The organism is Candidatus Zixiibacteriota bacterium (assembly GCA_016933955.1).
Classification (GTDB): domain Bacteria; phylum Zixibacteria; class MSB-5A5; order GN15; family PGXB01; genus JAFGTT01.
On the sequence record JAFGTT010000030.1, the window covers coordinates 56,017 to 68,472 of the forward strand.

The window sequence follows — 12,456 nt, forward strand, 5'->3', positions numbered from 1 at the left end:
ATCGAATATCGGAATCGATTTCCGGCATGGTTTTTGTTGTTAAATATTAAACGGATAGGAAATATTGAATTCCGTTCCGGGGATAATAGGACTTTACTAATCAACCGGATTTGTCATAATAAATATTTTCGGGGGGAAGCCAAATAGCTCATTCGTGAGAATGAGCACCTTGACCCGACGGTGCCGTGCTCTCGCCGTCGGGTTTTTTTGGCTTCTTCTCCTTATTAAAAAAACCGGCTTCATTGAGCCGGTTTTTTAATTTTTCAAGGCAGGGGTCGTTTTTCAGCAGGGGACCGTTTTTTTCTCAAAAGTCACCGCCCCCAGTATCGAATCGACATAAAAATAACTTTCGGGGTGAAAAGGAGTGTAGAACAGGCTGACTTCAGCGGGTTCGAATTTCCATCCGGTCGATTCGGAACGAATTCCTTTCTGGATCCGATCGCGGTAAATAACAACTTCGGCCAGCGTACAGGCGTCTTCCAAACCCAGAGTAACCCGGGCAAAGCGGCCATCGAGACTATCCAGCGGAGTCAGATCCAGTTTGGGGTAGGCCGATGATATTCGCCTGGTCAGTTTATACAACGACTCGAGGTTGGGGAATTTGAAGGCCGGAATCACCAGCCGGTTGGAATCATGGATACCGCCGATTACCGGTCGAAAGCGGACCATATCCGGGTCGGACAGGCCAAAGGACCAGAAGGGAAAAAGCCGGTCATGGGGCCCGATATCTGATACCGCCTGGGCCAGGCCGTTATCAGTCAGCTTGGTTTTATCCATCATAATCAACTGCCGGCAATTATCACAGATATAGATGTATGATTGGTCGGTCGGGAGATCAAAACCGCATTCGGGACAACGATGAAAATCCACTTGGAGACTGGAGGATTCATGAACGGCCAGATCATCTTCAAACAAAAAATCTTCCTCCGGCATGTTTTCGAGATGTTTGACAACTCGCCCGGTAACGCCGTCAATAATAAAAAAGCGGTTAGTATCCCGATGAGGAGATTCGGCCAGATAGTAGGGAAAATAGAGGAGTGAACCGATCGGGTGAAACAATTCGGTTTTGTTTTTCCCGAAATCGGCCTGATCGATTTTACCGATGGCCGAAATGGCTCCCTGAAGGTCTGTACGGGCTTGTTCCCAGGTTTTGAGAATAGGCAAACAACCGAAGTCATCCTCGACATTTTCTCTTGAAAACGGAACCATTCTTATATATTCCGTTCGCATCCCAATGGTCTGGGGGATATAGTCATGTCTTACTCCCGCCGCCACGGTGGCGATGTAAGGAGTCAGGCGAATATCGGTCATATGTTGTTCACAAGTGATTTCCTGTTCGCAATTATCCTGTTGCCCGGTATAACGTTCTACAATTTTATTCCTGACTTTCAAAACAACGGCATCGATTTTCCAGTAAGGATAATAGATACTTCTGATTGACAGGTCCGACCGGGTCAGGGGAAGATTGTTCTGTTTGAGAAAACGATCGATCTGGAAACGGATTTCGCTATTGGGCTTTTCCGAGCGAACCAGGTAAACCGGCGGCGTTTCCGGCATGACAATCCGCAAATGGGAGCCGCAATGCTGGCAGGTTAGAACGAAAAAATCGGCCTGTAGTTCGAGGTCACCCCCGCATCCGGGACAGGTGACCCCGATAAAAAAACCGCTTTTATGGCTGCTGGTTGTCGCTTTCATTAACCGCCTTTCCGCATTCGCCGCAGAATTTCGAACCCGGTATCAATTCTGTCCCGCAATGCGGGCAACTCGGTTTGGTATCAAGCTTATAACCGCAGTGCATGCAGAAATTGGCCTCGGTCGGCAATTCCTGGTTGCATGAAGGACAACGGTTGAGAGCCACCATCTGGTGTCCGCAACGATAACAAAAACGGGATTGCTCCGGTGTATCGGCATGGCAGGTGGGACATGTGACCGTTGAAATTGCTTCCCGGCGCAAATCTTTCTGTTCCGGAGTAAACACGCTTGACATCACCCCCGGCATCATCATTCCCACCCCGGCGGCAACACCAACCCCGGCTCCGGCTCCGGCCATCCCGCCGCTGGCGCCCAGGCCTTTGGCCATTTCGAATTTAAGAAAACGGTCAAGATCGCCAACGGCCTCGAGCCCGGATCGCTGATCGATCATTTTGGAGACCTCATCCGGCGGGGTAATCGAGGCGATGTAGAAATCGACCAGTTCAAGACCGTATTTTTCGAATTCATTATGAACAACCTGTTTGAAATCTGCGGCCAGTTCGGTATAGATGGCCGGCAGGTCGAGAATGGAATCGAGTTTCTCGCCGAGCATATCATTCATCCGGGCGATAATCACATCTCGGAGATAACTCTGGATATCATCGGTGGTATACTTGGCCTGGCGGCCGACAATGGAATTGAGAAACAGGCTGGGTTCCTTGATCCTCATGGTAAAGGCTCCATGCCCGCGAAGACGGATCAGACCCAACTTGCTGTCTTTGAATGTGACCGGATGTTTGGTTCCCCATTTCAGGTTGGTGAAAACTTTCAGGTTGACAAAATAGACTTCGGCCCGAAAAGGCGAGTTGAATCCAAAAGGAAAAGCCAGCATCCGGGTCAGAATGGGGATATTGAGAGTGGTCAGAGTGTGCCGTCCCTCGGAGAAGGAATCGGCGGCATGGCCGTTCTTAAAGAAAATAGCCATCTGGCTTTCGCGGATGATAAGCTGAGCGCCCATCTTAAAATCAGCCGAACCCTCCTGAGGGATACGATATATCATCTCCTCGCCGGTTGGGTCCATCCATTCAATGATTTCGATTAAAACCGACATAATCAATCCTTATATTTAGTTATTGGAATTTGCTGTTGTTTATAAGTTTTTCGACAATTTGCCGCCGTATCTTGACCGGATAGTGATTTTTCGATAAAAACAGCGGCTGCCGTCTTCCGGGGTCTTCAAATTTGAATAATGGAGGGGTTTTATTTTTTCCAAAATGACGGGCGGAGAGCCAGGAGAATAGTGAAAATTTCCAGTCTTCCAAGAAGCATGCAGATAATCAAAATCCATTTGCCGGGAATCGGTATCCAGGCATAAGTCTGGGTGGAGCCCACCCCGCTCAAACCCGGTCCGATATTGCCCAGCGTGGCGGCGACACTGCTGACGGAGGTCAACAGGTCGGGAGTGAACAGGGTCATCAGGAGCGATCCCAGAACAAAAATCAACACAAAAAGCATGAAAAAGGCCCCGATATTTATGACCTGCTGTTCATCTATATTCGAACCACCTATTTTGAGCGGGGCCACCAGATGAGGCCGAATCATTTTCTGGAGTTCTCGCTTGCCAACCTTGAAGACCACCATGATACGGATCATTTTCATGCCGCCGCCGGTTGAGCCGGCACAGCCTCCCCAGAACATCAGAACCAGCAGACCGATCCGGCAGAAATCGGGCCATAGATCGAAATCCGCTGTTCCATAGCCGGTGGTGGTGACAATAGAAACTACCTGAAAAGAGACCCGCCGCATACTGCCATAGAGTCCTTCGATCCTTATCTGTTCATCGGCGACATGCTCGCGGAATTCCTCAACCGGTAGCGGGTCGTACTGGTAATGGGTGATCGAGTGATGAGCCGGTTTAATCCCTGTCAAATAGATAATCCCGGCGAATATCACAATGGTTACCAGTACAGTCCCGGCATAAAACTGGAATTCACGGTTACGGCGGAAATCCCGAAAATTGCCGTGGATAACCCGATAATGAATTAGAAAATTCATCCCCGCGAGAAACATGAAAAGAGTAATTACCCAGTCGATGAAATTGCTGTCATAGAATCCTATCGAGGCATTTTTAGTGGAAAAACCGCCGGTGGCCATGGTTCCGAAAGTATGACAGAGAGCATCGAACCAGTCCATCCCGCCTATCATCAGAAGGATAGTCTCGATCAGGGACAGCAGGGCATAAACGCCCCAGAGAATGGCCGCGGTTTGAGCCAGCCGGGGCTGAATCCGCTCGGTTGTCGGACCGGGAACTTCGCCGCGAAACATATGATACCCGGAGACGCCCAGGGCCGGGAAAATGGCAATGACCAGAGTTATAATACCCATACCGCCCAGCCAGTGAGTCAGACTCCGCCAGAAAAGCAGTCCCCGGGGGACGATTTCAATATCGGTGAGAATGGTTGCCCCGGTGGTGGTGAAACCGCTGCATATCTCGAAATAGGCATTGGTGAAACTGAGAATAGTACTGCCAAACGAGTGCGACGATGTTTGCGAAAGAAAATACACAAAGAAGGGAATAGCGCCCCAGAACGCCAGAGTAACCCAGCTTAAGGTAACAATAGCAAAACTCTCCTTGATCCCTTCGAGTTCCTTGTCCGAGCGAAAAATAATCGAACATATAAATCCGGTGGCCGCTGATAACAGGATGGCGATAATGAAACCCGATTTTTCCGCATCACTGAATACCTCGGCGACACCATCGGGGAAATTATAATAGAAAGAGATAGCCAGGGGAATCAGCAGAATCCCGGCCATGATTATCATTAACCGGGCGGTGATATAAAATACCGTCTTCTTATTCATGGCTTGCTATCGAATCACCGTGATAAAAAGAGCTTTTTGACCCGGGCAACGTTTTTGGAATAGGTGATTATGATCATTTGATCATCGGGCTCAATTATTGTATTGCCGTCGGGAATAATCATTTCATCACCTCTCAGGATAGTGCCGATAATGGAGCCTTTCTGGATTTTACTCCGGACATGCTGGAGCGGCCGTCCAGTGACCGGGCTGTTTTCGGCGGCCGTGATACGGATGGCCTCGATATTGAAATCCCGGATGCGGGCAATACGGCCGATTTGCCCCCGATTGATGACCTCGAGGATTTCATGGGCTATGGCCAGACGAGGGTGAATGACATGATCGATACCGATCGAGGTGAACAACCGGTCATGTCTTAATTCATTGCAGACGGCAATTACTTCCCTGGCTCCTTCCGCCCTGGCCAGAAGTGATGACATAATGTTGTAATCGGTTTCTTTAGTAGCGCCCACAAAAAACTGGGCGTTGCGAACATAAACCTCATTGAGGATCGATGAATCAGTGCCGTCACCGCTGATAACCTCAACATTGTTCAATATTCCGGCGGCATGCTGAGCATGGATCGGGTCGGGATCGATCAGGGTGACATTATTTACGAAATCCTTGAGCCGATCAGCCAGAAGGATCGAGGTTAGGCTGTCACCGCTGATGATGACATTGTCCACATCTTTGGCGGTCCGATTAAAGAGAGCCAGAAACTGCTCCATTGAGCCGCGCGGAAATATCCCGAAAATATCATCTCCCGCCCGAACTACGTAATCTCCATCGGGGATATGGCCCTGGCCATCCCGGATGGCGGCGATGAACAGCATCGGGTGATCGCGGGTATCCCGGCGGATATCCCGCAGAGAGCGGTCAATCACCGGCATTTGATCGGTGACTTTGAAACCCCGCATGAGAACATTGCCGTTCTGAAAATTGGTGGCATCGGTTGCCCCTGGCGTCTCGATAAACTGGACGATTTTTTCGACCAGAACGCTTTCGGGATCGATTACCAGGGTGACACCCATATCCCCGATATCAATGGTGGCGTCATCGGAGCGAAATTCACTGCTCCTGATACGGGCGATCCGGGTGGGAACACGGTATTGCTTGGCGATGCCGCAGATCAGGATATTCAATTCATCGATCGGGCTGACGGCAATAACCATGTCGGCCGATTTGATACCGGCCTGTTCCAGCAATCGGGGCGAACTGCCGCTGCCGCAGAGTATCTGGATATCAAGCCGGTCGCCGATATTCTGACATGTCTGCGGATTAACCTCAATCAGGGAGACGTCGTGATGTCCGTCCTGCAGATGTTCCGCCAGACTGTAACCGACAATCCCTCCGCCAACTATGACTATTCTCATACTTAACTTGTTAATTTCCAGCCATCGGTTGCCCTATATCCCCTCCATTTATATCCCAACCGGCGGGTCTTGTCAACATGTGTTTTTTATATCTGATCTTCATTAATCGACTCAATTAGGTTCTTGAATAAAATAAGGGTTATATATATTATTGAGATAAGATGAAAAAATACCTGATCCCGATTATAATATATCTGGTATTCATTGCCCTTTATATCGGCATCTCCCGATCCAGTCATAATGATTATCTCTTTTTACCGATCTGGGATATCCGGCATTATCTCGATATTTCCGAAATTGGCTACCAGGTTTATCCCTGTACTCCGGGAGTGGATGGTTATGCCGGGCAGGTTTGCGGTAATTCGGGGTGGTTCCCGATGTGGCCCCTGACAGTTAAACTGATCCGGCCGCTTCTGGGAGGTTCCTCGAAAACGACGTTCATCGGGCTGGTATTTCTTTTCACCTTGCTTTTTTTTATTCTGCTTTTCCGCTTCATGGAACGTTACTACGGATTAAAGGCGGCAGTAATCACTCTGTCGGCCATAGCTTTCGGGCCGGCTTCATTTTATCTGCTGACAGGATTCCCTTATGCCCTGCTATGCCTGCTTCTTATGATCTATCTGCTTTTATTATATCACCCACAGACGATGGCAATACGGATCGGGCTGTTTTTAATCGCCCTGGCCATATCTCTGTCATATCCAACCGGTATATTGATGGCCCTGCTTCCGACGGTATATTTTATCGGCGAAGTGTCTGACAGGAAGCAATCATTCAGGTCGCCGGCAAATTGGATTAATCTGGCCGGGTATGTGGTCCCATTTATTCTGGGACCGCTTCTGTTATGGCTGTACTTTTATTTGGAATACGATGATTTCTTCCTGCAACTTCATTTTCAAGAGAAGTATCACCGAACCTGGGCAATTCCCTTCTGGATCATGCTTAAAAGCCTTTTTAAAGAGCCTCTGGTCAGTCCGGAAAATCTTTCTATTCTGTGGTTCGGGCTGACTTTTATAATATTCTTTCCCTTCCGATTACGCCGGGAGTTGTGGATTCTGGGAATTGTCATGTACCTGTTTTCTCTGACGACCGGAACAACCATGTCGATTTATCGTCATTACCTGATAATAATCCCTATTTACATGATAATCGGTTCCTCCGACCGGCCACTCTGGCTGAAAACCGGTTATATTATCCTGGGACTGTTGATCGCCTTGAAAGTGCTTTTCCCGCTTTTTATGGCCTATCGGCTGATGTAGAAAAAGGATTCATTCCGGTTGATATGATTGTCTGATTCGATTATCTTGTATAATCGGTAAATGGCATGCAATATGGAATGAGGTCTGTTATGCTTAGAAAATGGATATACTTCCTTCTAATAACAATCTTTATGCTTTCAGGTTCAATATCGTTCGGGACAACCCGAAAAACCGTTAAGATCGGTTATTTTGAGGCCGGCCCGTATTACATCCATAAACTGAGCCTGAGAGAGGTGAAAAATTCTCTGGAAATTATCAAACCGGACAGCCTTGAGTTAATCTATGAGCCTTATGCTTATCGGTCGGCCGGATGGGATCGGGCTCAATGCCGCCAAATGGCTTCAGAATATTTAAAAATGAATGATATCGATCTTGTCCTGGCCGCCGGACCGTGGGTGGTTGGAGATTTGCTTGAAGCCGGATATAAACGACCGATTGTGGGGATATATCAATTCGATCCGGAAATTGCCGGGCAGGTTGATAGTGCCGGACGACCGGTGGCAAAAAATCTGACCGTGACATATTCGCCGGATAAATTAAAAAACGATCTGGTCGCCATGTTGAAGTTGTTTCCGGCTTCGAAAGTCGGGTTTATGTATTTCCCCGAGGCGGATGAATTTGATAGATATCGGGCCAAGTTTGAAGGTCTGGCTTCGGAACTAGGGCTGAAAGCCTATGGGACGGAAAAATATAATGATTTCGGAGTGTACAGCTTTTTTGCCGCATACCATGATATCCGGGATAAAATTGATGTTCTCTATGTTCCGCCCTTATATGGAATGGAACTGGATCAGATCAGGTACCTGTTCCAGGAAACTCAGTACTCCAGTATCCCGACCTTTTCCGCCGAGGGATTGGTGATACTGGAGAAAGGCGCGACTGCGGCCGATGCGGTTCGTCCTTATCGTTCTGCGGCCTTATTCATGGCCGATAAAATTCTGAAGATAATCGATGGTGCAGAACCAGCCTCGTTACCGACTCATTTTGAAGAAGCCCGATCAGTCTGTCTCAATCTTAATGGGGCGAAACAGATGAAGCGGATTTTTGATCGCAAAGTGGTATCAAATGCCCAAGTCATTCCTGAGGAACCGGACGAGTCGGTTCCGCGGTACACTCTGACTCAGGCCCTGGAATTGGGCGAACGCGAAAATACCGGTTTGCTGGCCTTGAGAGAAAGGTACCAAAGCGTCCTGGATGAGGCAAAGAAAGCATATATGGCTTTTGTGCCCGGTCTCAGTATCGGTTTGTCGGCAGCCACGACCGACAATGCGGCCCGGGCCGGAATTTATAATGATATTCTCAATCGGGAATATGCCGCCGATTTTATTGTCGACCAAAAGCTGTTCTCCTATCCCGCTATCAAGGCTGTTCAAGCAGCCGCCAAAAACCGCGAGTCGGAAAAAATGGGTCTGAAACAGGCCCGTCACGATTTGCGCCGGGCCATCACCCTGGCCTATATTTCGGTTCTGGAAAACGAGGAACGCCTGGAGATTTTTAATACTCTCACCAGTCGTCTCCACGATTACTGGGAAATTGCGATATCCGGAAATCAGTCCGGCCGGATAGATACGCTTGATATTGCGCTGATTGAAGCACGGTTGGTTAAAACCAGAATCAAAGAAGCCGAGGCCCGCCATGAATTGAAAATAGCCCGACTGGTTTTTAATACTCTGATCAATCGCCCCGGCGAGGAAACCATGGTCCTTGACCGATCCGAATTTCTCCCGGAAAGGATGGCCATGCTGGCCCGAAAACTCGATGAGTTAACGGCCACCGATGATAAGTTGAAACAATTTGAGAGGTTTTTTATAAGGAATGGAATCGATAGTTCATTTACCCTGCAACAGGCCACTCTGGCTATCGATCGGCAGAAAGATATGATTTCAATAAATGGCAGGGGATATTTGCCTGATCTGAATCTTCGCCTGAAATATTCTCATGGGGGTTTGTTCCAGCCGGTAACCGGGGATCGCAAGGACAGCTGGACCTTTGGCGGGTATCTGACCATTCCACTCCTGTCCGATCCCGGTCGGCATTATGACCGGAAGATACTTAAGGCCGGACTCGACCGGTTAATGTATGAAAAAGACACCCTCAGGTTTTCGATGGTGCAGGATATATCGATCCGGGCCGATTACCTGGTGACCCTGGTCGGAACTTTACCGACCGCCTATTATTCTCGAAATCTGGCCGCCGCCAATCTTGACAGTGTTTTTACCGGCTATCAGCGGGGGGATTTCAATATTATGGACCTATTGGCCCTCGAAAAGGATGCCTCCGCGACGGAATTCAGCCTGATCGAAAATAAATGTGGATTTTTTACTGCCTATGCCGAATTGCTGGAAGCTATCGGTGTCGATTATCTCCCGGGAGGATCCCGGGCGGAAAGACAATTCATGATCGAATTGGAATCCGCCTTGTCCGGCCCATGATTTTACCAGTCGGTCTTTATATTAACGAAAAGCGTCTTGCTGTCGCGATAAATGAAGAAGATAGCTTCTTCCGGCTTATCCTGGGCGAGCCTGGCAAAGGCCGTCTTGGCATCGATTACCGATGTTATTTTTTCTCCACCGATGGATTGGATAATATCGCCGGGGAACATCCCGCCGACCGAAGCCCAGCCACCCGGCTCAACTTCCTTAACCACTACCCCCTTAAAGGAACGCTCGAGATTAAGAACGCTGTAATCAGCAAAAACCATGTCCCGGACGGTAAGTTCGAAATCGTCATTCTCATAATCGGGAGCTTCGGCCGGACTGATCGGAGCCTGGGCCAGAATAACATGGATATCCAGAGTGTCGATTTGACCGTCCAAACGACGCAGGATTTCAAAATCGATCGGGACTCCGGCCCCCATCTCGGATATTTTTTTCTGAAAAATGGGCAGGTTATCTTCTTTATTAACTTCAATCGGTGTTCCCTGGAGACTGATAATAATATCGCCGGTCTTTATTCCGGCCGAATCGGCCGGGGAATCCTTGACCACTTCATTGACAATGATTCCTCCCGGCGAGGTAATTCCCCAGAATTCCGCAATATCCGATGTCAGGGCCTGAAGGTAAATACCCAGCCAGCCGCGATCAACTTTGCCTTGTTTGGGCGGATTTTCGATAAGCTTATTAAGCCGTTCGGCATCAATCAGTCCCAGTAAAGGCATGAAATCATCAAATTGAGAAAACGATTCCATCATCCGCGAAGCATCGAAACCGCTTAAGGCGGGGTTTTCAAGATTACCCAGGACTCCAACCGCATTTCCCGAAGTGTCGTACATGATCGAAGTCAATTGCAGGGAGTTAAAACCGACCGTCAGAACGAATTCCTCGGGTGCACTGATATTGGCCGATACCAGGCCGATATCGGCACCGAGATCGGGAGTCACGAAATCAGGAAGCAGGTAGTAAATCAACAACCATTCGCCAAGTCTGAATTTACCTCGACCTCTAAATTTGACATAGTCGAACTTGCGGTTATCGGAGGCGGTAATACGGCAGAAACCGATTTTGGTGAAACGATCGACCCCGATGAATTCGGCGGGATATTTGGTTCCATCCATCATGGTAATTTCGATACTTTTCGGTTCGGCGCTGACCTGCATCCCGGCCATAGCCGACAAAGGATCATCGCTGTTAACAGAAGTGCCATCGAATAGAACCAATCCATCGGAGGAAACAACAGCTCCGATACCGCGGCTTTCGGCCTCGGTCGTTTGCATTCCAAACGAAACCTCGATCACCAGATCAACGGCAACGGTGTATTTCTCGGCATCCTGATAAATCCGATCGAAATTAAAATTCTGAGCCGAAACTGATCCGGCGGCGAGAATTATCAGGGCGGCTATTGAGAATATTGTTTTCACCTTATTGCTCCTCTATATTTTCTTCTTCAGCTTTACTTTGATGATCCACCTTGATCAACACGAATTTGATACTGCCGAAGTGTTTGACGGTTAACAGCACTTTCTTAGCTTCGGCCGACACCAGTTCATTGTAATTATCGACAAAGACTGAAAATTGCAGGGTCGGTTCCTCGTTGATCCCACGGATGACGTCCCCCGAGCGTAACCCGGCTTCCTCGGCCGCACTGACCCGTTTGACCCCCGAGACAAAAACTCCCAGGGTATCCTCGAGTTGATTTTCCACCGCCATCTGTTTGGTGATGGCTTTGACCGTGAAGCCCCATTCCTTGCACTCCAGGTCTTCTCCCATGATTTCACCAAGAGCATGGGTGATAACATCGACATATATGGTCCGGTCATTACGCATCACCGTCAATTCGATCCGGGAGCCAACCGGGCGGTCGGCGATTAATTTATAAAAAGCCGGAAGCTGTTCATCAAAACGGGCCGAAACCGGCTGGTTATCGACCTTGAGAATAATATCCCCGGCCTGTAACCCGGCTTCCTCGGCCGGTGATTTTGAATCAATTGAAGCCACCAGGACGCCTTCATCGCGGTTGGTTCCAAACCATCCCTCAAGATCCTGAAGGCTCTGACACTGGACGCCAATCCAGCTTCTGGTTACTTTGCCGTCCTTGAGAATCGCATCGATAACTTCCCGGACAATATTGCTCGGAATGGAAAAACCGATGTTGTTGGCGAACAGGGTGGCCCTGGAATTTATGCCGACAATGCGGCCCTTTAAATCGACCAGCGGGCCTCCGGAATTGCCGGGATTGATGGCGGCGTCGGTTTGAATCCAGTTATTATAAATACCGGTTCTTTCGCCGGTTGGCAGACGGGTTTCGCCGGAAAAATAGCGATCGGTCGTCGAAATGACCCCCGACGATACTGAACGGGCCAGCGCCAGAGGAGAACCCATGGCCAGAACGAATTGCCCGACCTGGACCGAATCAGAATTGCCGAATTCGGCAGTCTCGATGGTTCCCTTGTACTTCGAAAGATCAAGCTTGATAACGGCAATATCAGTAAGAGGATCGCCGCCGATAAGTTCGGCTTTAACCTGTTCTTTATCATATAAGGTACAAATAATCCTCTCGGCCTTTCCGGCTACATGATAATTGGTAACGACATAACCATCCTTGTGAAAGATGACCCCGGAACCGACCACCGACTGCTTTCTCATTTTACCTGTCCGAAAATCCGTAATCACCGGTTGAATATGAACCAGGGCGGGCAAAACCTTATCCCGGGCCTTGTAAATATCATTTTGCATGGAAAGAGGCGGTCCGGCCAGGACCGGGATCGACAGGAAAAATGTCAGGAATAATGCCGCTATCTGTTTCATCATGTACCTCATGTATATAATTCATCAGCC

General features: G+C 48.8%; 8 protein-coding genes. 2 read left to right on the plus strand and 6 right to left on the minus strand.

Annotation, left to right across the window (positions count from 1 at the left end; genetic code table 11):
• Positions 1–282 precede the first annotated feature (282 nt).
• The 4 genes from JXQ28_10600 to trkA form a co-directional block, all read right to left on the minus strand.
• On the minus strand, positions 283–1,695 hold the full coding sequence (locus tag JXQ28_10600) for a hypothetical protein (protein ID MBN2278183.1): 1,413 nt from the start codon (positions 1,693–1,695) through the stop codon (positions 283–285).
• Complete coding sequence (locus JXQ28_10605) at positions 1,670–2,803, minus strand: SPFH domain-containing protein (protein ID MBN2278184.1); 1,134 nt, start codon at positions 2,801–2,803, stop codon at positions 1,670–1,672. Before JXQ28_10605 ends, JXQ28_10600 begins: the two co-directional genes overlap by 26 nt.
• 149 nt (positions 2,804–2,952) lie before the next feature.
• Positions 2,953–4,554 (minus strand): TrkH family potassium uptake protein, encoded by a 1,602-nt coding sequence (locus tag JXQ28_10610; GenBank protein ID MBN2278185.1) that lies wholly within the window; start codon positions 4,552–4,554, stop codon positions 2,953–2,955.
• A 14-nt stretch (positions 4,555–4,568) separates the two neighbouring features.
• Positions 4,569–5,924, minus strand: a complete 1,356-nt coding sequence (trkA, locus tag JXQ28_10615) for a Trk system potassium transporter TrkA (protein MBN2278186.1) — start codon at positions 5,922–5,924, stop codon at positions 4,569–4,571.
• 161 nt (positions 5,925–6,085) lie between these two features.
• On the opposite strand from trkA, the gene JXQ28_10620 reads away from it, so the two are divergent.
• Together JXQ28_10620 and JXQ28_10625 are read left to right on the plus strand one after the other, a co-directional pair.
• Positions 6,086–7,183, plus strand: a complete 1,098-nt coding sequence (locus JXQ28_10620; GenBank protein ID MBN2278187.1) for a hypothetical protein — start codon at positions 6,086–6,088, stop codon at positions 7,181–7,183.
• A gap of 89 nt (positions 7,184–7,272) precedes the next feature.
• Complete coding sequence (locus tag JXQ28_10625) at positions 7,273–9,615, plus strand: TolC family protein (protein MBN2278188.1); 2,343 nt, start codon at positions 7,273–7,275, stop codon at positions 9,613–9,615.
• Positions 9,616–9,617: 2 nt separating this feature from the next.
• Here JXQ28_10625 and JXQ28_10630 read toward each other — a convergent pair whose 3' ends face one another.
• Together JXQ28_10630 and JXQ28_10635 are read right to left on the minus strand one after the other, a co-directional pair.
• The gene (locus tag JXQ28_10630; protein ID MBN2278189.1) at positions 9,618–11,039 is read right to left on the minus strand and encodes a PDZ domain-containing protein; all 1,422 of its coding nucleotides are present in this window, start codon (positions 11,037–11,039) and stop codon (positions 9,618–9,620) included.
• 1 nt (position 11,040) lies between these two features.
• A complete protein-coding gene (locus JXQ28_10635; protein ID MBN2278190.1) occupies positions 11,041–12,429 on the minus strand; it encodes a trypsin-like peptidase domain-containing protein in 1,389 nt (462 codons plus the stop codon).
• Positions 12,430–12,456 lie beyond the last annotated feature (27 nt).

What these genes read in the sequence shown, in the direction of transcription:
- JXQ28_10600 (MBN2278183.1), bottom strand. Translation starts at nt 1,695, where the DNA reads ATGAAAGCGACAACCAGCAGCCATAAAAGCGGTTTTTTTATCGGGGTC.
- JXQ28_10605 (MBN2278184.1), bottom strand. Translation starts at nt 2,803, where the DNA reads ATGTCGGTTTTAATCGAAATCATTGAATGGATGGACCCAACCGGCGAG.
- JXQ28_10610 (MBN2278185.1), bottom strand. Translation starts at nt 4,554, where the DNA reads ATGAATAAGAAGACGGTATTTTATATCACCGCCCGGTTAATGATAATC.
- trkA (MBN2278186.1), bottom strand. Translation starts at nt 5,924, where the DNA reads ATGAGAATAGTCATAGTTGGCGGAGGGATTGTCGGTTACAGTCTGGCG.
- JXQ28_10620 (MBN2278187.1), top strand. Translation starts at nt 6,086, where the DNA reads ATGAAAAAATACCTGATCCCGATTATAATATATCTGGTATTCATTGCC.
- JXQ28_10625 (MBN2278188.1), top strand. Translation starts at nt 7,273, where the DNA reads ATGCTTAGAAAATGGATATACTTCCTTCTAATAACAATCTTTATGCTT.
- JXQ28_10635 (MBN2278190.1), bottom strand. Translation starts at nt 12,429, where the DNA reads ATGATGAAACAGATAGCGGCATTATTCCTGACATTTTTCCTGTCGATC.